Source organism: Ruegeria sp. YKSF131, from assembly GCF_059612645.1.
The window spans coordinates 18,051-37,184 of the sequence record NZ_JBXWQZ010000019.1 but is presented as its reverse complement, the minus strand read 5'-3'; the positions used below and the strand labels follow the sequence as shown (position 1 = coordinate 37,184).

Here is a 19,134-nt window from a genome sequence, read left to right as displayed (position 1 = left end):
TTGCATTCGCGGGGCGGGGCCGATAGCAGGTTCTCGACCAAATTCAGAGGGCCGTCATGGACGATCTTAAGGCAAAGTATCTGGGCCAAATCGCCGAGGCAGGCGACGAAAACGCGCTTGAGGCGATCCGCGTCGCGGCTGTTGGCAAAAAAGGCGAGGTCGCGTTGAAGATGCGCGAGCTGGGCAAGATGACGCCCGAGGAACGTCAGGTCGCAGGCCCGGCGCTGAATGCCCTGAAGGATGAGATTAACTCGGCGCTGTCCGCCAAAAAAGCCGCGCTGGCCGATGTTGCACTGGATGAGCGCCTGCGGACCGAATGGCTGGACGTCACCCTGCCGACCCGCACGCGCCGTCAGGGGTCAATCCACCCGATCAGCCAGGCGACCGAGGAACTGACCGCGATCTTTGCTGAACTGGGCTTCTCGGTGGCCGAAGGGCCGCGTGTTGAAGACGACTGGTACAATTTCGACGCGCTGAACATCCCCGGTCACCACCCCGCACGGGCCGAGATGGACACGTTCTATATGCACCGCGCCGAGGGTGATAACCGCCCGCCGCACGTGCTGCGCACCCATACCTCGCCGGTACAGATCCGGTCGATGGAAAAGCAGGGTGCACCGATACGCGTCATCTGTCCGGGCGGCGTGTACCGCGCCGATTACGACCAGACCCACACGCCGATGTTCCATCAGGTCGAAGGGCTGGCCATCGACAAGGACATCTCGATGGCAAACCTGAAATGGGTTTTGGAAGAGTTCGTTAAGGCGTTCTTCGAGGTCGACGATGTCGAACTGCGCTTCCGCGCCTCGCATTTCCCCTTCACCGAGCCATCGGCCGAGGTTGATATCCGCTGTTCGTGGGATAACGGCCAGCTGAAGATCGGCGAGGGCGACGACTGGATGGAAATCCTTGGTTCCGGCATGGTCCACCCCAAGGTGATCGCCGCTGGTGGGATCGACCCGGACGTCTATCAGGGCTTTGCCTTTGGGATTGGGATCGACCGTCTGGCGATGCTGAAATACGGTATTCCGGATTTGCGGGCGTTCTTTGACAGCGACCTGCGCTGGCTGCGCCACTACGGGTTTGCAGCGCTGGATATGCCGAACCTGCATGGTGGGTTGAGTAGGTGACATTAGGGCAGTTTTTTCTTGGCCTAGTAGCGATTTTCGTCGCAACGATTGTTTATCGGTGGCAGAAGAACATTGATCGCAACACAAAGCTCCAAGAAGAACTCAGGCGTTCATATACAAACTACGTCGAGTCTTGTGCTGAGTTTCACCAGAGGGCCAGCACCCTTATGGACTATGAGCGAAACGAGGTGTTCATTGCTAGGTGTCAACGGGACCTATTGGGGATGGAAATCGCCGGGGCTCCGTCTGATGTGCTGCTTGAAGCCAAAGCAATGCTAGCCTTTTTGATTAGGTTGGACGCTCAACGGCGATCTGTATTGAACAAAGAGAATCCTGAGCAGACTGATATAGACATCTTGTCTGATCTTGGTTCTTCATATCAAACTTCAGAGAAGAAGTTTGTTGAAGCAGTCAAACTAGATATCAAACGACACGTCGGATTTTCGTTTCTTGTCGGTGCAGCAAATCGATCTCGTCTGTCGGCTTATGTAAAGGAAACGCGTTGAAGGTTTCTAGAGCGCGAAGCAAAGGCCGACAGGCCGCCGCGCTATCGCCAGACCGCCCGCACGGGCTGGCGATTTGTCCCCGACAGTACAACGCTCGAACAGCGCGCGGATTTGGCCAGCATAAACTGCCCACCACAACCCAAGGATCGCCATCCCGCGGTCTGGCCATAGCGCGGCTTGGTGTTTTGACCTGATGTAGGGCGGGCTTCAGCCCGCCATGTGCGATGGGTGGGTGCCGGGCTGAAGCCCGGCCTACGTTCGGACTACACCGATATGTTAAGTGACAGGGCGGAATGCCCCGTTAGGGTCGGGCGCATGATCTGTCGATTGCTCTGCCTTCTCCTGCTTATGACCGCGCCTGCCTTTGCCATGGGTCCCTGGAAAACCGAATGCCACGGCGATATTGCCTGTGGTCTCGGTGACCGCTCGTATCACGTTCTTGAACCTGATGGCTGGGATGGTGAAACACCTCTGCCGGTGCTGCTGCATTTCCATGGCTGGTCCCGGCAGGGCGCCGTGGTCGTGAACCACGAACGGATTGCCGGGGCCACGAAGCGTCGGGGTGTGCTGCTGGTGGCCCCGAACGGTTTGGGCAAAAGCTGGGATTTCTGGTCCGCAAGCTCGGATGATGTGCCTTTTGCCGACCGGGTGCTTGAGGATATCGCCAGGCGCTATCCGATAGACCCGACCCGCATCTATGTATCAGGCTATTCCTTTGGCAGTGCGATGGCGTGGCGCTTTGTCTGCGAAACCGGCGATGATATCGCGGCACTGCTGGGTGTGGCGGGAACACTCCGCCAGACCGAGACCTGCCCGCAAGCCCCGCGAGAGGCGCGGCATGTCCATGGGACAGATGACACGGTAATGGATTTCCCGTTTGGTCCGGGTGGCGACATGACATACCCGGTGGCGCTGTGGCGTGAGAAATATGGCTGCGGTGCAGCGACTCCGCGCGGTGATTGGAGTGTGGAACCGTTCCTGACGCTCAGACGAGTGGAATGGACCGATTGCGCGCAGGGGCAGGTGACGCTGGACACGCATCCCGGTGGGCATTTCATCCCCCATGGCTGGATCGGATGGCAGCTGGATGAGCTTTTAGGCCGCACCCCCACCTATCCGTGACGCGCAGAGCTTGCACCCCGGCGCATTCTTTGCCATTGCCTGTGCCGACTGGATGTTTGCCAAAAAAGGCCCCGTGCAATGAAATTCACTCTGTCCTGGCTGAAAGACCACCTCGACACTGATGCTTCGGTTGATGAAATCGCCGAGGCGCTGACCGATCTCGGGCTTGAGGTCGAAGAGATCGTGAACCCGGCCGAACGGCTGGCAGGCTTTACGCTGGGCTATGTGAAGCACGCGGAAAAACACCCTGATGCGGACAAGCTGCGCGTTTGCAAGGTCGATACAGACGAGGGTGAGCTACAGATCATCTGCGGTGCGCCCAATGCGCGTGAAGGGATCACGGTCGTGGTCTGCAAACCGGGCATGTACATCCCTGGCCTGGACCTGACCATCAGCGTCGGCAAGATCCGCGGTGTCGAAAGCTTTGGCATGATGGCGTCCGAGCGTGAGCTGGAACTGTCGGATGAACATGACGGCATCATCGAACTGCCCTCGGGCGAAGTGGGTGATACATTTGTGGACTGGCTTGCAGAAAACGACCCTTCCAAAGTCGACCCGATGATCGAAATCGCGATCACTCCGAACCGCCCGGATGCGCTGGGGGTTGAAGGGATTGCGCGCGATCTGGCCGCGCGTGGAATTGGCACGTTGAAGCAGCGTGACTATACGCATGTTCCGGGTGATTTCGATTGCCCGATCAAGGTGACGATCGACGAAGACACGCTGGATGGCGCGCCACATTTCACTGGCCGTCTGATCCGTGGCGTGAAGAATGGCCCCAGCCCGCAATGGCTGCAGGATATGTTGAAGGCCATAGGTCTGCGTCCTATCTCGGCGCTGGTGGATATCACCAATTATATGACCTACGATCACAATCGCCCGCTGCACGTGTTCGACGCCGACAAGGTTCAGGGCAACCTGCGGGTGCACCGCGCCAAAGGCGGCGAGACGCTGGTCGCGCTGGATGAAAAAGAATACACGCTGCAACCCGGAATGATGGTGATTTCGGATGACAAAGGTCCGGAGTCGATTGCGGGCATCATGGGCGGTGAGGAAACCGGATGTACCGAGGAAACGGTAAACGTCTTCCTTGAAAGCGCGTTCTGGGATCATGTTCAGATCGCTCTGACGGGCCGTGCGCTCAAGATCAATTCCGACGCGCGCTATCGGTTCGAGCGCGGTGTCGACCCGGAATACACCCGCGAGGGGCTGGAACACGCGACCCAGATGATTCTGGATATCTGCGGCGGAGAAGCCTCCAACGTGGTAGAGGCGGGCAAAGCACCGAACTATGCACGCGCCTACAAGCTGAATGCGGAAAAGGTGCAGTCTCTGGTCGGGATGGATATTCCCGAAAGCGAACAGCGACAGACCCTGACCCGTCTGGGCTTTCGTCTGGAAGGTGAGATGGCCCATGTCCCCAGCTGGCGCCCGGATATCCTGGGCGAGGCCGATCTGGTGGAAGAAGTCGCGCGGATTGCTTCCTTGACAAAGTTGCAAGGCAGGCCGCTGCCGCGCGTGACCGAGGGGATACCGAAACCGGTAATGACCCCGACACAACGCCGTCAGTCCATGGCGCGCCGTACCTGCGCGGCGCTGGGTTACAACGAATGCGTCAGTTATACGTTCATTGATCAGGCCTCGGCGGCTTTGTTCGGTGGTGGCGATACTACGACCATGCTGGAAAACCCGATCTCGTCCGAGATGAGCCATATGCGCCCGGATCTGCTGCCTGGCTTGTTGCAGGCTGCGGCCCGCAATCAGGCGCGCGGTTTCGCGGATGTCGCCTTGTTCGAGGTCGGCCCGGTCTTTCACAATGGCGAGCCCGGCGATCAGAAAACCCAGATCACCGGCCTGCTGGTTGGACGTTCGGGCCCCAAGGATGTGCACGGTGCTGCGCGTCCGGTGGATGTGTTCGATGCCAAGGCTGATGTCGAGGCTGTACTGGCCGCCATTGGTGCGCCCGAAAAGGTTCAGATTTTGCGCGACGGCGATCCATGGTGGCATCCGGGTCGCCATGGCAAAATCTGTCTGGGTCCGAAAAAAGTACTGGGTGTCTTCGGAGAGCTGCATCCGCGCGTTTTGCAGGCGATGGACATAAAAGGTCCGGCAATGGCGTTCACCATCTGGCCGGACGAAGTGCCTTTGCCCCGCAAATCCGGTGCCACCCGCGCTGCGCTGGAACTACGCGACTTGCAGGCGGTCGAGCGTGATTTTGCCTTTGTCGTCGATGCCGATGTCGAAGCGCTGACGTTGGTGAACGCAGCCGCGGGTGCCGACAAGGCGCTGGTCGAGAGCGTGCGTGTCTTTGACGAATTCATCGGCGGCAGCCTTGGCGAAGGCAAAAAGTCTCTTGCCATTACCGTGCGCCTGCAACCGACCGAGGCGACGCTGAAGGAAAAAGACATCGAAGCCGTGGCCGCGAAGATCATTGCCAAGGTCGCCAAGGCGACGGGCGGAGTTCTGCGCGGTTAGAGCTCTGAGGCTCCAATGGAAAGCGCGCCTTCGGGCGCGTTTTTTATTTGGACAGGAACTTGGTCAGTAAGTCATAGACCAGCCGGATGCGGCGGCTGGTGTGCAACTCGCGATGCGTGGTCAGCCAGATCGGAAATGTGATAGCCTCCATCCCGGGGCATACACGCTCCATACCTGGTGTCGCATCGCCGACGGTCTGCGACATGGGCGCGATGCCAAAGCCTTGTTTGGCGTATTCCCAAGCCACTATTCCGTTCTGAGACCCAAGCCGGAAATTCTCGTTGGTCAGGTGAATGCCAAGCGGCTTCAGATAGGCGATCATCTGATTGTTGTCGCCAAAGCTGATGAACTCATGCCGTGAAAGGTCCTGCTTTGATTTTGGGCGTCCCGCACGGTTGAGATACTCTGTGGTTGCATAGAAATGCCCCGACGCCTCCTGTACCAGCTTCGCGATTAGGTCGGGTTGATCAGGACGGACATGGCGGATCGCGATATCTGCCTCGCGCCGCATAAGATCCTGAATATCGTTTGAGGCAATCACGTCAATCCGCAGGCGCGGGGCTTGCGCCCGGATTTCGCGCAGCAGGTCGGGCAAGACATAGGCCGACATCACGTCACTGGCGGTGATGCGAACCCGGCCTTCAATGGATTGTGCCTGTCCGGATGCCGTCAGCGCGATGCGGTTGGCGGCGTCCCCCATTTTGCGAGTATGATCCAGCAGCTCCAATCCGGCCTGAGTGATCTCAAGGGTTCTGCCAACCCGTTCAAACAGCATCACGCCCAAGTCCTGTTCAAGCGCTGCTATCTGGCGACTCAGGGTAGGCTGCGTTTGCCGCAGCTGCCGTGCCGCCGCGGAAAATGACCCAGTTTCAGCCGTCGCCAGAAAGGCCCGGATGTGGTTCCAATCAAAATCGCCAAACTCATTCATACAAAAATGTATAGTAAACCTGCAAATTTCGGCAATTTATATTCGGTCTGCGCATGAATAAATTCTCGCCGAAAGGAGACTCCTCAATGACCACCACTGCGAAATTCTGGGATGGAGTGGCCGAGAAATATGCCCGCTCGCCCATAAAAGACATGGCTTCGTACGAGCATACGCTGGAACGGACAGCGTCTTACCTGAAGAAAACCAATGATGTTCTGGAACTAGGGTGCGGCACAGGCATGACTGCTCTGAAGCTGTCCGGATATGTAGGATCTATCACTGCAACCGATGTTTCCCCCGGTATGTTGGCCGTTGGACGTCGAAACGCCGCTTCGCAAAGCATCGAAAACGTCACCTTTACCGAGGCTGATGCAAATCGACCGCCTGAGGGTTCTTTTGATGCGGCGCTGGCATTCAATCTTTTGCACCTGGTCGAAGATCTGGATCTGACATTGAGCCGAGTACATTCGGTCCTTAGACCCGGCGGACTGTTTATTTCGAAAACATTTTGCCGACCGTCCAGCGGAGCGAGCCTGAAGTATTACGCTATTCGTCTCGCGCTTCCGATCATGCAGTTCTTTGGTAAGGCTCCGTTTGTGCGATTCCTGTCTGAGGCGGATCTTGATGCGGCCATTGAACACGCCGGGTTCCGCATCATCGAGAGCGACAGTTTCCCCGTACGTGACGCTCGCCGATTCCTAGTGGCTCGCAAAATGTAGGGGTTTTTCCGGAATCCGCGTTGGGCTTTGGGTGTGGGACCCTTAAATTGGTCGGAAACAACAGCGGAGTTTGCCATGGGCCTGAACGTTTATCTTTCCGGAGAAATCCACACTGACTGGCGTGAACAGATCATCGATGGGGCGCAAGGCTTGGACATGACCTTCAACAGCCCTGTTACCGATCACGCGGCTAGTGATGATTGTGGTGTGGCCATTCTGGGGGCCGAGCCGAACAAGTATTGGCACGACCACAAGGGAGCGATGGTCAATGCGATCCGGACCCGCAAGGGGATTGCAGATGCGGATGTTGTCGTCGTCAGGTTTGGCGACAAATACAAGCAGTGGAACGCCGCCTTTGACGCGGGTTATGCTGCAGCATTGGGCAAGTCGATCATCGTTCTGCATGGCTCGGATCACCAGCACGCGCTGAAAGAGGTTGATGCCGCCGCGTTGGCTGTGGCGGAAGAACCCGTTCAGGTGGTCGAAATTCTGCGTTACGTGCTGACAGGCGCTCTGCCCGGCTGATCGATAAAAGTGGCGCCGGTTTGGCGCCCCATTTCTTTTAACTGTTATCAGTCTCGTGCGGGTATGGCTTTGCCGCGCTGAACCGCTGGGCGTTGGAAGAAACGATCGACATAAGCGACGACATTGGAATAACCGTCCCAGTCAACAACATCCTTAGAACCATAGAAATCCAGTGCATTCAGCCACGGAGCAAGAGCGATATCCGCGATGGAATACTCGCCCGCGATCCAGTCCTGTCCTTCCAGTTGCGTATTCACCACGTTCAGCAGGCGCTTGGCTTCGTTGATGTAACGCTCGCGCGGTCGCGGATCTTCTATCGCGCTGCCTGCGAATTTGTAGAAAAAGCCTAGCTGGCCAAACATTGGCCCGATGCCGCCCATTTGAAACATCAGCCATTGTGTGATCCGGTGCTTGTCTGCCGCGTTTTGGCCAAGGAACTTACCTGTTTTCTCGGCCAGATACAGAAGGATGGCACCGCTTTCGAACAGGGCCAGCGGCACGCCATCCGGACCGTCGGGGTCGATTATCGCCGGGATCTTGTTGTTCGGGTTCAGCGACAGGAACTCAGAGCTTTTGACATCCGCATCTGCCAGTGTCACCAGATGCGCCTCATAGGGCAGGCCGGTTTCCTCAAGCATGATCGAGGCTTTGACGCCGTTTGGCGTTGGATAGGAGTAAAGTTGAAGGACGCTGGGGTCCTTCGCAGGCCATCTGTCGGTTACAAAAAAAGGCGTAAGTTGAGACATGAAACCTCCTGAGTAATGCCGTTTGGGGAAAAGTAGGGTGGCTTTCCCCTAAAAAACATACCCTTCTTCATGCGTTTAACGCACAATTCCTATGCGCTCATGCGTGAACAGAGGCGTGGTCTTAAAAAAGCAAGAGGGATGCTATGCTGGAAGAATTCAAGACGTTCATTGCCAAGGGCAATGTCATGGACATGGCGGTCGGTATCATTATCGGTGCCGCATTTACCGCAATTGTTACCTCGTTGGTGGGCGACCTGATCAATCCGCTTATTGGATTGTTCACAGGGGGTATCGACTTTACGAACAACTACGCCGTTCTGGCAGGCGATGTGGCCGAAGGTGCGAGCCTTGAAGCGGCACGTGAAGCAGGCGCATCCGTCTTTGCCTATGGTGCTTTCATAATGGCGATCATCAATTTCCTGATCATCGCCTGGGTTGTCTTCATGCTGGTAAAAATGGTGAACAAGGTCAAAGACGCGGCCGAAGCAGAGGAAGAAGCGGCTGAAGAAGCCCCCACAGGTCCTAGCGAATTGGACATCCTGATGGAAATCCGGGACGCTTTGAAGAAGTAGGCCTGTCGTTTCATCGCGACATCGGGCTCCGCACAAATCGCGGAGCCTGTTTTATGAGAATTGACGAACAGAAAACACGAGGAAATTCGAGATGGAACAAACCGCCGACTTGGCCGAGCAGGCGATTGGTATGGCCAATCAATACTTGCCCATTGCCTTGAATGCAGCGAAAGCTCTGATCGTTCTTGTTTTGGGTTGGATCGCCGCCCGAACGATCGCGGGTGTAGTACACCGCCGGATCAACAAAACACCACAGATCGACCCGACACTTGGGAATTTTGCCGCCAGTGTGATCAAGTGGGCAATTCTGGCCATAGTTCTGGTCGCCGTTCTAGGGATCTTCGGGATAGAAGCCACCAGTATCGTCGCCATTCTGGGTGCTGCCTCGCTGGCTGTCGGGTTGGCACTTCAGGGTACGTTGAGTGATCTTGCGGCCGGTGTAATGTTGGTGGTTTTCCGGCCCTACAAGCTTGGACAGTATGTGGATATCGGTGGCACGGCAGGAACCGTTATGGACCTGAGCCTGTTCACGACCGAGCTTGTGACCCCCGACAATGTGCAGATCATTGTTCCAAACGGTCAGGCATGGGGGTCGATCATCACCAATTATTCAGCCCATGACACACGACGTGTCGATCTGGTGTTTGGAATTGATTACGGGGACAGCGCAGATACCGCCATGCAGATCATTCTGGATGTGGCCAAGGCCGACCAGCGAATTCACAGCGACCCTGAACCCTGGGTGCGGGTCACGAATCTGGGTGACAGCTCAGTCGATCTGACTGCGCGGCTATGGTGTGCGGCAGCCGATTACTGGGACGTCAAGTTCGAGCTTACGAAGGCGGTGAAAGAGGCGTTTGACGCCAAAGGTGTTTCGATTCCGTATCCGCATTCGGTCGAAATTCAAAAACAGGGGTGACTGCTGGCGCCCATTGATCGGGCAGTCATTCATACCTTCCGCGTATCGAAAAGGGCACCGCGCTGAAACCCGGTGCCCTTTTTTGTGAAAGTCGTCGGTTCGGTACCGACCGCGCCACCCTGAGAATTACCATCAACAGGCAACTTCGGGAGTGGAGGTACTTACGATTTGACCACCACATTTGGCGAAACGACGTCGATGCCAAGGGCCTTGCCAACGGCATAGTAGGTCAGTTTGCCAGCATGAACGTTCAAACCTTCCAGCAAGTGCGGATCGTCCTGACATGCCTGTTTCCATCCCTTGTCGGCCAGCGACAGCATGAACGGCATCGTGGCATTGCCCAGTGCGATGGTCGAGGTGCGCGCAACAGCGCCCGGCATGTTGGCCACACAGTAGTGCATGATACCATCGACATTGTAGATCGGGTCGGCATGGGTAGTGGCTTTTGACGTTTCAAAGCACCCGCCTTGGTCGATGGCGACATCCACCAGTACTGCGCCGGGTTTCATCGTCGACAGTTGAGCACGCGACACCAGTTTCGGTGCGGCAGCGCCGGGGATCAGAACAGCACCGATGACCATATCAGCGTCCTGGATCAGTTCAGCGGTGGCGCCCGCTGTCGAATACTGGTTCTTGAAAGTTCCGCCAAAGACATCGTCCAGATAGCGAAGACGCGGCAGTGACCGATCCAGAACGGTGACATCAGCCCCCATTCCGGCGGCAATCTTGGCCGCATGTGTCCCGACGACGCCGCCGCCAATCACAACTACTTTGGCCGGGCCAACGCCGGGAACGCCGCCCATCAGAACCCCACGGCCACCATTTGCCTTCTGCAAGGTCCAGGATCCAACCTGAGGTGCCAGCCGACCGGCGACCTCGGACATGGGTGCCAGCAGCGGCAGACCGCCGTTAGCATCCGTTACGGTCTCATAGGCGATTGCGGTACAGCCCGACTCCAGCAGGTCGTGCGTCTGATCAGGGTCCGGAGCCAGGTGCAGATAGGTGAACAGCAACTGCCCTTCACGCAGCATCTTGCGTTCAACCGCCTGAGGTTCCTTGACCTTGACGATCATGTCAGCGGTGGCAAACACCTCTTCTGCGGTGTCAACGATTTGCGCGCCTGCTGCAACATAGGCGTCATTGTCGAAACCTGCGCCGATGCCTGCACCGGATTCGATCAGGACTCGGTGTCCGCGTGCAACCGCTTCCTGAGCGGCATTGGGCGTCATCCCGACGCGGAATTCCTGAGGTTTGATTTCCTTGGGGCAACCGATTTTCATTGGGCTCTCCGTTCATAAGCTGCTTAAATTATGTGCATTTCGTGGCGCAATTTCTGTGAAAGAAAACGTGCTAATGGACTTTTCTTTGGAAGAATTTCCCGTACTATTCGAAAAACTCGCAAAGGAATTGCAGGAATGAGCCTGGACACGACCGATCGAAAGATTCTGGCCGCACTTCAGAAGAATGGCCGGATGTCGAATTCCGAGTTGTCTGAACAGGTCAACCTGTCTCCGTCTGCGTGCCACCGCCGCGTTCAACGGTTGGAGGTTGACGGCTATATCCGCAACTACGTGGCTCTGCTGGATGCGCGGAAAATGAACGTGCCAACCACCGTTTTTGTCGAAATCACGTTACAAGGTCAGGCCGAAGAGGTTCTGGATGTGTTCGAAAAGGCGGTGGCCCGAATACCGGATGTGCTGGAGTGTCATCTGATGGCAGGTACCGCAGATTACATTCTGAAAGTTGTGGCGGAAAATACAGAAGATTTCGCGCGTATCCACCGGCAATACCTGTCGCGCTTGCCGGGGGTGGCGCAGATGCAAAGCTCATTTGCGTTGCGTACCGTGTTCAAGACCACGGCCTTGCCGGTCTGACCGTCATAATGAGCCGGGATAGGTGAACAGCAGCAGGTGGGTCAGGTTAAACCCGAAATGCATCGCAACAGGCACCCAGAGCCGACCGGTAGCATAATATCCCAACCCGCACCCCAGCCCGAGAAGGGCTGCGAATACTACAAGCGCGGGTCCTCCGCCGATATGCGCCAATCCAAACAGCAGGCTGGCGGAGACCAGACCGCCTGTTACTCCAAGGCGCGAGGTAATGGCCGACTGCAAGTAGCCGCGAAAGAACGCCTCTTCCGTAAGACAAGTCAGAAACAGGTTGGACAGGCAAAATACCATCCACCAATAAGGGGTTGAGAGGTCCAAGCGCACCGCGCCCAGCGATAGACCCAGCAGAAACAGGCCAGGCAAAATCAGCAAACCCGCTAGCAAAGGTCTTATTCTGGTCTGGATTGCGCTGTTCAGCATTCCGGGCCTGGCCAGAAGAACAGCAAAGAAGACCATGGGTTTGTCCAGATTCAGGTGCAGTGTGAAACTTGTGCTGAAAACACTTGCCTGCACCTGATCCAGCAGTTTCAAATTGTTGAACCCTGGGAACAGATGTGCCCCCAATGCCAGGCACCACAGGATCAACAGCGTATGCCCTGCGATAGCGAGCAGACCTGTCTGGCGTGGGAGGAAGAAGGCCACGATCAGACCAAGCGCCACCGCCACGATTGCTGTCGGTGACATCAGCCCGGCAACCCAAGCAACACTGACGAACAGAACCAGCAGGGCAAACGCAAGGCCAGTTCGACGCACCATCGCCGCGACTTGCGCTGTGATCAGGATCAGCCAGGGCCAGATGACAGGCAATGTCGAAAAGAATAACGTCACGGCGTTCTCGTCTGAATTGTGGACCCAGTCATGCCGCACAAAAACAAGGCAATGCAAGCAACTAGAAAGCGCGCGACTGATGCCTTGTGTCAATTCTTGTGCTTGTATCCTTTGGGCCAGACGTACACATTCGGGTAAAAGACCATATACCCGTCCAGACGCTGATTTCCGATTGAGACTGCTGCAACGGATCGGCTTCAATTTACCTGATGACATCAGGCGGTTACACAGGCCCGATATGGTTCGAACCCGATGACTGAGAAGGAGCTGATCTTGGCTTACGAAAACGATGGGGGCACCAAGAACTGGCTTGAGGCCGAGTTGGAAGACACGCTGGACGAAGATTTCGAGATCGAGTTCAGCGAGCCTATGCTGTCCATGGAAGTCCGCAAAATCTATCGGGACCAGCACCCCGAAATGCTGGATCGCAAGGTCTATTTCCGAAACCTGCTACGATTGCAGGCCGAGTTGATCAAGGTGCAGGATTGGGTGCAGCACACTGGTGCCAAGGTTTGTATCCTGTTTGAAGGCCGTGACAGTGCGGGCAAGGGGGGCGTGATCAAACGGATCACGCAGCGTCTGAACCCCCGTGTCGCCCGTGTGGTTGCCCTGCCAGCGCCCAGTCGCCGCGAGCAGAGCCAATGGTACTTTCAACGCTACGTGCCGCATCTGCCTGCGGCCGGTGAAATCGTGTTGTTCGACCGCTCGTGGTACAACCGGGCAGGGGTTGAACGTGTGATGGGCTTTGCGTCCGAGGACCAGGTTGAACAGTTCTTTCAGGACGTTCCCGAATTTGAACGGATGCTGGTCCGGTCAGGGATCATTCTGCTGAAATACTGGTTTTCGATCACGGATGAAGAGCAGCAACTGCGGTTCCTCATGCGTATTCACGACCCGATGAAACAGTGGAAACTGTCACCGATGGATCTTGAATCCCGTATTCGCTGGGAGGCGTATACGAAGGCCAAGGAAGACATGTTGTTCCGAACCAACATACCCGAAGCACCGTGGTATATCGTTGAGGGCAATGACAAGAAACGCGAACGTCTGAATTGTATTGAGCATCTGTTGACCAGAATCCCCTACGAAGACGTGCCACAGGAAAAGGTCAATTTGCCGGACCGTCGGTACAATCCTGAATACGAGCGGCGGGTTTTGCCAGACGAGCTTTACGTTCCAAAGATTTACTGAGCAACGCATGCGAGGTCGGCAGGGCCGACCTCGCACAATTTCAAGTGATCAGGCTGCATCCATCATGCAGTCATGGGTGAAGATATTGATCATGAAGACATCGCAGCCATCGTCTTCGGCTGTTTCGGTGTCGACAGGCTCAATCTCGGTCTCCGGGGTGGTATCTAGGGTCGGCATGATATCGACGTCGTCGACATCTGCCACATCAGTGCCGCCATTCATGTCGTCGGCCCAATCAAACTCGTCAAACTGCGCTTGCAGGTTTTCAAGGAAGCTGGCGATTTCATCCAGGAAGGCCTGAATGTCAAAGCAGAAGGCTTCCGGCTCACCGCCATCGACGACTTCGGTATCGGGCGCTTCAGGTTCCGGTTCTTCAGTTTCGGTTACGTCAGTGTCCGGTGTTTCGGGTGTTGGTTCCTCGGTACCGGGGGTTTCAGGTTCTGGTTCTTCGGTCTCAGTGACGTCGGTATCAGGCGTTTCGGGGTCCGGTTCTTCCGTCTCTGTGACGTCGGGGTCCGGTGTCTCGGGTGTCGGCTCCTCGGTTTCGGGGGTCTCAGTCCCAGGCTCTTCGGTCTCGGTTACGTCAGTATCTGGGGTTTCGGTTTCCGGTTCCTCGGGCTCTGCAACTTCATCCGGTGTTGTCGGGGGAACGGGCGGCGCGTTTGTATTGCCGTTGTCCAGCATGACAGCCGCGTCGGTTGCGGCAAAGTTTTGCGTAACCATCACCGCATCGAAGCCCTGCATGTCACCGGTTTCGATCCCGATCCCGATATACTTGAAATCCGGGTTCAGGATATTGGCGCGGTGACCCGGACTGTTCATCAGGTTTTGATGCAACTGGGCGACATCGTCGCTGATACCCGGCGCGCCGCGTTCGGACTGCCATGCGATGTTTTCCCCGGTGCGCCAGCTTCCTTCAAGATCGAACCCCGCGTTTTGCATCCGCTGGGTTGCGCTGGAACCGCCTGAACCGGTGTGGCTGAAGGTGTCTGTATTCAGCATCCAGGTGCTGTGATCTTCGGACGAGTCGTTCAGCTGCGTTTCAAGTTGCAGCGGGTTGAGACCGCGGGATGTGCGCTCCTGGTTTATCAGCGCCAGCATCTCGCGTTCGTATGTACTTGCAGTCGACATATTTGCCTCCGTTTGTGTTTGTGTCCTTGCGGACGGGCTCACTTAGAGGCGGGGACGTCGCGGGTGATAGAGGGCGGCGCAATTTAGGCGAGTTTTGGCGGCGCGATGCTACCGAGACGAGATTCGCTGCGCTGCAAAGCGCCGGGCAAAACACTGCCTGTACGGAAATGGCAGCTTGCCGCACAACCTGAACCACGAGTCGGCGGATTGTATCCGAGCCCGGAAACGACAAACCCCCGGGCCATGCCTCGGGGGTCGTCAAATAGTGTCATCCAAAGCTGGACGAAATCAAAGATCTCAGAGCAGACCTTCGCGCTGGGCTTTCTTGCGCGCCAGTTTACGGGCACGGCGAATCGCTTCAGCTTTCTCGCGCGCTTTCTTCTCGGACGGTTTCTCGAAATGTTGCTTGAGCTTCATTTCACGGAACACGCCTTCGCGCTGCAGCTTTTTCTTCAGGGCACGAAGCGCCTGATCGACGTTATTGTCGCGAACACTAACCTGCATGTGGTTGTCACCACCTTTCTAGATAGAGTTGCAAGGAAATTGCAGGAGTTGGCCGTATAGCAAAGCCGCCCTAACTTGTCTAGTACTGGACCTGACAACCGGAGAACCGTCATGACCACAACATATGAAGATGCAAAACGGCAGCTTTTGGACGCGATGCTGAATCATGTTCCTTTCGACGGCTGGTCGGAAACCAGCTTTCGCGCCTCGGTTTCCGATTGTGGTCTGGATGACGGTTTGGCACGTGCAATTTGCCCGCGCGGGGCGGTTGATCTGGCACTGGCCTTTCATGCGCGCGGCGATCAGGTGATGCTGGACCGCCTCAGGTCCGAGGACATGAGCGGTCTAAAATTCCGCGATAAGATTGCCGCTGCGGTCCGGTTCCGGTTGCAGGCTGTTGAAGACAAAGAACTGGTGCGCCGGGGCATGACGCTGTTTTCCCTGCCAGCATATGCGGCCGATGGAGCCAAGGCCTTATGGCAGACCTGCGACCTGATATGGGACGCGCTGGGCGATACGTCGGAAGATGTGAACTGGTATACCAAACGGGCAACCTTGTCGGGGGTCTATTCCTCGACCTTGCTGTTCTGGCTGGGTGATGACAGCCCTGACCATCAGCGCACGTGGGAGTTTCTGGATCGCCGGATCGCAAATGTCATGGAGTTCGAAAAGCTCAAGGCTCAGGTGCGTGACAACCCGGTGTTGAAACCCTTTCTTGCAGTTCCGAACTGGCTGGCGGGTCAGGTGAGGGCGCCGGCCAAGATGCGGGATGATCTGCCTGGCATGTTGAACCCCCGAAAGTAACGCGTCTTGGTGCTGGGCCTTGCCTCTGATGCCTGTTAGGCATTGGGCAAAGGAGGTGCCTATGACCCAGATGATGCGTGCTGTTGAGATCACTCAACCGGGTGGTCCCAATGTTTTGCAGCTGACCGAACGTCCTATCCCTAAGCCGGGGGCCGGACAGGTTGTATTGAAAGTGGCCTATGCCGGGGTGAACCGCCCCGACGCTTTGCAACGCGCGGGCGCTTACGATCCGCCGCCGGGCGCCAGTGACCTGCCGGGGCTTGAAGCTTCGGGCGAAGTGGTCTCGGTCGGTGCGGGGGTCGAAGGACTGTCTGTCGGTGATCAGGTCTGCGCACTGTTGCCCGGCGGTGGCTATGCGGAATACGTTTCGACCCCAGCGGCTCATTGTTTGCCTGTGCCCGCGGGTATGGGAATGAAAGAGGCAGCGTGTCTTCCCGAGACCTTCTTTACAGTCTGGTCCAACGTGTTCATGCGTGGCGGGTTGAGGGCAGGTGAACGTTTTCTGGTTCACGGTGGGTCCAGCGGTATTGGTACGACGGCAATCCAACTGGCCAATGCCTTTGGCGCGCGCGTTTTCTCCACGGCTGGGTCGGATGAGAAATGTGAGGCTTGCATCAAGCTGGGCGCGGAGAAAGCGATCAACTATCGCGACGAGGATTTCGTAGCAGCCATGCGCGCCGAAGGTGGGGCAAACCTGATTCTTGATATGGTCGGCGGTGATTACATCCCCCGCAACGTCAAGGCCCTGGCCGAAGATGGGCGGCTGGTGCAAATCGCGTTTCTGCAAGGGCCTGTGGTCGAGCTGAACTTTGCCCTGATGATGGTCAAGCGCCTGACCCTGACCGGCAGCACCTTGCGCCCACAAAGTGATCTGGCCAAGGCGCAAATCGCGCAGGACCTGCGCGAAGCTGTCTGGCCTCTGTTGGATGCCGGAAAAGTTGCGCCCGTGATGGACAGCGAGTTTGATCTGACCGAAGCCGCCGCCGCCCATGCGCGCATGGAAAGCTCGGGTCATATTGGCAAGATTGTTCTGAAGATCGCGGGTTGAATTTAGAATGCGCGGGCGTGTCCCGCGCGTTCACGCAACGGCGCGGCGATACAGATGCCACGTGGCATGACCCAGAACGGGCATCACCACGATAAGCCCCAACAGCAGTGGCAAAACTCCCAGGAACAAAAGCACCGCTACGATGAATCCCCAGGTCAGAATGACGCCGGGGTTGTGACGCAGCACCCTGAATGATGTCACAACAGCAACCGGCAGGCCTACTTTACGGTCCAGCAGCAAGGGAAAACTGACGACGCTGATCGCCAGTGCGCAAAGCGCAAAAACGAATCCAACCGCTGTTCCAACAATGACCATCGTCCAGCCCGCGGAGGTCGTGAACACCTGCGTGGCAAATGCGCTGAGCGACGCTGGAACCTCGGGGCCCATCGTGTAGGTGTGAATGCTTTGTGCCACCATCAGCCAAAGCAGCAGCAGCATCACAAGGTAAAACCCCAAAACCAGAATTGCTCCGAATGACGGCGAGCGGAGCACACCAAATGCGTCCAGCCAGTGAACCTCGCTGCCCTGTTCACGCTTGCGGCTGATCTCATAGAGGCCCACGGCCGCAACTGGCCCGATCAGCGCGAAGCCAGCGACCAGAGGGGCCAGAAGCGGAACCAGGTTGGCATTCAGGGCAAAGCCGAACATCAAAAGCCCGGCAACCGGGTATACCAGGACAATGAACACCACATCCGCTCGGGTTTCGAGAAAATCCTGATACCCCGCCCTCAGGCAGGCGCGTAGGTCTTGCAGGGTCAAGGTCTGCACCATTGGCACTTGCGTTGGATCTGCACTGCCAAGTTGCGAGACGCTTTCTGTAACGTGGTCACCTGTGGCGCCCAGAGCCTGGGCCGCCCAGCTGATCGGGTTTCCGATTGTCTTAGCCATTTCTTCACCCTTCCCTGGCGAGACTTGCGCCGCGGAACGGATCCGGCATTCAGTTGCCCGTGGCCGGCCCAACCGGCAACGCCATGCCTCAGTATAACATAAATTTTCGAAATCTGGATCAATACTCCGGCATCGGACGGATTGCCCTGTGTCACAGTCATGTTAGCTTGATGGCAGGCAAGAGGAGGTCAGGATGCAGAAAACAGCGAAAACGGTTGTGATTCACGAATTTGGTGGGCCTGAGGTTTTGCGGATCGAAGACAGGCCTGTAGGTGACCCCGGTCCGGGTGAGATACGTATTCGGCATCAGGCCTGCGGGTTGAACTTCATCGACGTATATCAACGCACCGGCCTGTATCCCCTTGATCTTCCCCATGCTTTAGGCATGGAAGCGGCGGGAACCGTTGAGGCGGTTGGGGATGGGGTGACCCACCTTCAGCCGGGGCAGCGGGCCGCTTACGCCGCAGCCCCGCCCGGTGCTTATTGTGAGGCGCGCGTGATGCCCGCTGCGCAGGTTTGCCCGCTACCGGATGGCATCACATTCGAAGCCGGTGCAGCGATGATGCTGAAAGGTCTGACGGTTGAATACCTATTTCACCGGACCACACCATTGAAACGGGGTGATACGGTCCTGTTCCATGCGGCAGCTGGCGGGGTCGGGCTGATCGCATGCCAATGGGCTAAATCCGAAGGCATCACCTTGATCGGAACGGCGGGGAGTGACGAGAAATGCAGCCTTGCGCGGTTTAACGGGGCCGCGCATTGCATCAATTACAGGTCCGAGAATTTCGCAGAACGCGTGGCTGAGATTACAAAGGGTCAGGGCGTAGACGTGGTGATGGACTCGGTCGGAGCGGACACGTTCGAAGGATCACTGAATTGCCTGAAACCGCTGGGCATGATGATTTCCTTCGGCAACGCCTCGGGCCCGGTTCCACCGTTCAACCTTGGGGTTCTGGGCCAGAAAGGCTCGCTCAAGATCACCCGGCCCACGTTGTTTACTCATATCGCGGATCATGCGGTGTGTCAGGCAATGGCACGTCGCCTGTTTGGCAAAGTCGAGGGGGGTGAGGTCAAAGTCCATGTCGATCAGCGTTTTGCCTTGGATCAGGTTGCTGATGCGCATCGTGCGCTTGAGGCGCGGCAAACGACTGGCAGCACAATTCTGGACCTGTAACTCTGGACCTGTAACGCAGTATCCAAACGATA

At 56.9% G+C, this 19,134-nt stretch carries 20 protein-coding genes; 13 read left to right on the top strand and 7 right to left on the bottom strand.

Annotation, left to right across the window (positions count from 1 at the left end):
* The first annotated feature begins 56 nt into the window (after positions 1 to 56).
* The 4 genes from pheS (at position 57) to pheT (ending at position 5,233) form a co-directional block, all read left to right on the top strand.
* Positions 57 to 1,130: a phenylalanine--tRNA ligase subunit alpha gene (pheS, locus tag AC2FLZ_RS09095; RefSeq protein WP_496882096.1), complete on the top strand. Its 1,074-nt coding sequence runs from the start codon at positions 57 to 59 to the stop codon at positions 1,128 to 1,130.
* 224 nt (positions 1,131 to 1,354) lie between these two features.
* Positions 1,355 to 1,636 carry a hypothetical protein gene (locus AC2FLZ_RS09090; protein WP_496714689.1) on the top strand — a complete coding sequence of 94 codons (282 nt, stop codon included), beginning with the start codon at positions 1,355 to 1,357 and terminating at the stop codon, positions 1,634 to 1,636.
* 315 nt (positions 1,637 to 1,951) lie between these two features.
* Positions 1,952 to 2,758 (top strand): CE1 family esterase, encoded by an 807-nt coding sequence (locus AC2FLZ_RS09085; protein WP_480624663.1) that lies wholly within the window; start codon positions 1,952 to 1,954, stop codon positions 2,756 to 2,758.
* 78 nt (positions 2,759 to 2,836) lie between these two features.
* On the top strand, positions 2,837 to 5,233 hold the full coding sequence (pheT, locus tag AC2FLZ_RS09080; RefSeq protein ID WP_496882095.1) for a phenylalanine--tRNA ligase subunit beta: 2,397 nt from the start codon (positions 2,837 to 2,839) through the stop codon (positions 5,231 to 5,233).
* A gap of 43 nt (positions 5,234 to 5,276) precedes the next feature.
* Here pheT and AC2FLZ_RS09075 read toward each other — a convergent pair whose 3' ends face one another.
* Positions 5,277 to 6,161 carry a LysR family transcriptional regulator gene (locus AC2FLZ_RS09075; protein WP_480554257.1) on the bottom strand — a complete coding sequence of 295 codons (885 nt, stop codon included), beginning with the start codon at positions 6,159 to 6,161 and terminating at the stop codon, positions 5,277 to 5,279.
* Between the two features lie 86 nt (positions 6,162 to 6,247).
* On the opposite strand from AC2FLZ_RS09075, the gene AC2FLZ_RS09070 reads away from it, so the two are divergent.
* Together AC2FLZ_RS09070 and AC2FLZ_RS09065 are read left to right on the top strand one after the other, a co-directional pair.
* A complete protein-coding gene (locus AC2FLZ_RS09070; protein ID WP_480554256.1) occupies positions 6,248 to 6,880 on the top strand; it encodes a class I SAM-dependent methyltransferase in 633 nt (210 codons plus the stop codon).
* A 75-nt stretch (positions 6,881 to 6,955) separates the two neighbouring features.
* A complete protein-coding gene (locus AC2FLZ_RS09065) occupies positions 6,956 to 7,405 on the top strand; it encodes a YtoQ family protein (protein WP_480554255.1) in 450 nt (149 codons plus the stop codon).
* A gap of 47 nt (positions 7,406 to 7,452) precedes the next feature.
* Here AC2FLZ_RS09065 and AC2FLZ_RS09060 read toward each other — a convergent pair whose 3' ends face one another.
* Positions 7,453 to 8,151 (bottom strand): glutathione S-transferase family protein, encoded by a 699-nt coding sequence (locus AC2FLZ_RS09060; protein ID WP_480554254.1) that lies wholly within the window; start codon positions 8,149 to 8,151, stop codon positions 7,453 to 7,455.
* A 143-nt stretch (positions 8,152 to 8,294) separates the two neighbouring features.
* Between AC2FLZ_RS09060 and mscL the strand changes: the two genes are divergently transcribed.
* Positions 8,295 to 8,723, top strand: coding sequence for a large conductance mechanosensitive channel protein MscL (gene mscL / locus AC2FLZ_RS09055; RefSeq protein ID WP_480474950.1), 429 nt, complete (start codon positions 8,295 to 8,297; stop codon positions 8,721 to 8,723).
* 130 nt (positions 8,724 to 8,853) lie between these two features.
* The gene (locus AC2FLZ_RS09050; RefSeq protein WP_496882103.1) at positions 8,854 to 9,642 is read left to right on the top strand and encodes a mechanosensitive ion channel family protein; all 789 of its coding nucleotides are present in this window, start codon (positions 8,854 to 8,856) and stop codon (positions 9,640 to 9,642) included.
* 161 nt (positions 9,643 to 9,803) lie between these two features.
* On the opposite strand, the gene ald is transcribed toward AC2FLZ_RS09050, so the two are convergent.
* Positions 9,804 to 10,922 carry an alanine dehydrogenase gene (gene ald / locus AC2FLZ_RS09045; RefSeq protein WP_480474952.1) on the bottom strand — a complete coding sequence of 373 codons (1,119 nt, stop codon included), beginning with the start codon at positions 10,920 to 10,922 and terminating at the stop codon, positions 9,804 to 9,806.
* A 135-nt stretch (positions 10,923 to 11,057) separates the two neighbouring features.
* Here ald and AC2FLZ_RS09040 point away from each other — a divergent pair, with 135 nt between their 5' ends.
* Complete coding sequence (locus AC2FLZ_RS09040) at positions 11,058 to 11,516, top strand: Lrp/AsnC family transcriptional regulator (RefSeq protein ID WP_209506641.1); 459 nt, start codon at positions 11,058 to 11,060, stop codon at positions 11,514 to 11,516.
* A gap of 3 nt (positions 11,517 to 11,519) precedes the next feature.
* Here the strand turns inward: AC2FLZ_RS09040 and AC2FLZ_RS09035 are convergent, their stop codons facing one another.
* Positions 11,520 to 12,359, bottom strand: coding sequence for a CPBP family intramembrane glutamic endopeptidase (locus tag AC2FLZ_RS09035; RefSeq protein WP_480622967.1), 840 nt, complete (start codon positions 12,357 to 12,359; stop codon positions 11,520 to 11,522).
* A gap of 273 nt (positions 12,360 to 12,632) precedes the next feature.
* Between AC2FLZ_RS09035 and ppk2 the strand changes: the two genes are divergently transcribed.
* On the top strand, positions 12,633 to 13,550 hold the full coding sequence (gene ppk2 / locus AC2FLZ_RS09030; RefSeq protein ID WP_209506639.1) for a polyphosphate kinase 2: 918 nt from the start codon (positions 12,633 to 12,635) through the stop codon (positions 13,548 to 13,550).
* A 48-nt stretch (positions 13,551 to 13,598) separates the two neighbouring features.
* On the opposite strand, the gene AC2FLZ_RS09025 is transcribed toward ppk2, so the two are convergent.
* Entirely contained in the window at positions 13,599 to 14,681 is a 1,083-nt protein-coding gene (locus AC2FLZ_RS09025) for a CAP domain-containing protein (protein WP_496882094.1), read from the bottom strand.
* A gap of 297 nt (positions 14,682 to 14,978) precedes the next feature.
* Positions 14,979 to 15,185 (bottom strand): 30S ribosomal protein S21, encoded by a 207-nt coding sequence (gene rpsU, locus AC2FLZ_RS09020; RefSeq protein ID WP_005614280.1) that lies wholly within the window; start codon positions 15,183 to 15,185, stop codon positions 14,979 to 14,981.
* Between the two features lie 111 nt (positions 15,186 to 15,296).
* Here rpsU and AC2FLZ_RS09015 point away from each other — a divergent pair, with 111 nt between their 5' ends.
* A complete protein-coding gene (locus AC2FLZ_RS09015; protein WP_480494363.1) occupies positions 15,297 to 15,989 on the top strand; it encodes a COQ9 family protein in 693 nt (230 codons plus the stop codon).
* A gap of 61 nt (positions 15,990 to 16,050) precedes the next feature.
* Positions 16,051 to 17,037, top strand: coding sequence for an NAD(P)H-quinone oxidoreductase (locus tag AC2FLZ_RS09010; RefSeq protein ID WP_496714684.1), 987 nt, complete (start codon positions 16,051 to 16,053; stop codon positions 17,035 to 17,037).
* 30 nt (positions 17,038 to 17,067) lie between these two features.
* On the opposite strand, the gene AC2FLZ_RS09005 is transcribed toward AC2FLZ_RS09010, so the two are convergent.
* Positions 17,068 to 17,925 carry a DUF2189 domain-containing protein gene (locus AC2FLZ_RS09005; RefSeq protein ID WP_496882093.1) on the bottom strand — a complete coding sequence of 286 codons (858 nt, stop codon included), beginning with the start codon at positions 17,923 to 17,925 and terminating at the stop codon, positions 17,068 to 17,070.
* 193 nt (positions 17,926 to 18,118) lie between these two features.
* Between AC2FLZ_RS09005 and AC2FLZ_RS09000 the strand changes: the two genes are divergently transcribed.
* Complete coding sequence (locus AC2FLZ_RS09000) at positions 18,119 to 19,102, top strand: quinone oxidoreductase family protein (protein WP_496882092.1); 984 nt, start codon at positions 18,119 to 18,121, stop codon at positions 19,100 to 19,102.
* Positions 19,103 to 19,134 lie beyond the last annotated feature (32 nt).

Bases quoted from the DNA above. Each gene is read 5' to 3' on its own strand.
- pheS (WP_496882096.1), top strand. From the start codon at position 57: ATGGACGATCTTAAGGCAAAGTATCTGGGCCAAATCGCCGAGGCAGGC.
- AC2FLZ_RS09090 (WP_496714689.1), top strand. From the start codon at position 1,355: ATGGAAATCGCCGGGGCTCCGTCTGATGTGCTGCTTGAAGCCAAAGCA.
- AC2FLZ_RS09085 (WP_480624663.1), top strand. From the start codon at position 1,952: ATGATCTGTCGATTGCTCTGCCTTCTCCTGCTTATGACCGCGCCTGCC.
- pheT (WP_496882095.1), top strand. From the start codon at position 2,837: ATGAAATTCACTCTGTCCTGGCTGAAAGACCACCTCGACACTGATGCT.
- AC2FLZ_RS09075 (WP_480554257.1), bottom strand. From the start codon at position 6,161: ATGAATGAGTTTGGCGATTTTGATTGGAACCACATCCGGGCCTTTCTG.
- AC2FLZ_RS09070 (WP_480554256.1), top strand. From the start codon at position 6,248: ATGACCACCACTGCGAAATTCTGGGATGGAGTGGCCGAGAAATATGCC.
- AC2FLZ_RS09065 (WP_480554255.1), top strand. From the start codon at position 6,956: ATGGGCCTGAACGTTTATCTTTCCGGAGAAATCCACACTGACTGGCGT.
- AC2FLZ_RS09060 (WP_480554254.1), bottom strand. From the start codon at position 8,151: ATGTCTCAACTTACGCCTTTTTTTGTAACCGACAGATGGCCTGCGAAG.
- mscL (WP_480474950.1), top strand. From the start codon at position 8,295: ATGCTGGAAGAATTCAAGACGTTCATTGCCAAGGGCAATGTCATGGAC.
- AC2FLZ_RS09050 (WP_496882103.1), top strand. From the start codon at position 8,854: ATGGCCAATCAATACTTGCCCATTGCCTTGAATGCAGCGAAAGCTCTG.
- ald (WP_480474952.1), bottom strand. From the start codon at position 10,922: ATGAAAATCGGTTGCCCCAAGGAAATCAAACCTCAGGAATTCCGCGTC.
- AC2FLZ_RS09040 (WP_209506641.1), top strand. From the start codon at position 11,058: ATGAGCCTGGACACGACCGATCGAAAGATTCTGGCCGCACTTCAGAAG.
- AC2FLZ_RS09025 (WP_496882094.1), bottom strand. From the start codon at position 14,681: ATGTCGACTGCAAGTACATACGAACGCGAGATGCTGGCGCTGATAAAC.
- rpsU (WP_005614280.1), bottom strand. From the start codon at position 15,185: ATGCAGGTTAGTGTTCGCGACAATAACGTCGATCAGGCGCTTCGTGCC.
- AC2FLZ_RS09015 (WP_480494363.1), top strand. From the start codon at position 15,297: ATGACCACAACATATGAAGATGCAAAACGGCAGCTTTTGGACGCGATG.
- AC2FLZ_RS09010 (WP_496714684.1), top strand. From the start codon at position 16,051: ATGACCCAGATGATGCGTGCTGTTGAGATCACTCAACCGGGTGGTCCC.
- AC2FLZ_RS09005 (WP_496882093.1), bottom strand. From the start codon at position 17,925: ATGGCTAAGACAATCGGAAACCCGATCAGCTGGGCGGCCCAGGCTCTG.
- AC2FLZ_RS09000 (WP_496882092.1), top strand. From the start codon at position 18,119: ATGCAGAAAACAGCGAAAACGGTTGTGATTCACGAATTTGGTGGGCCT.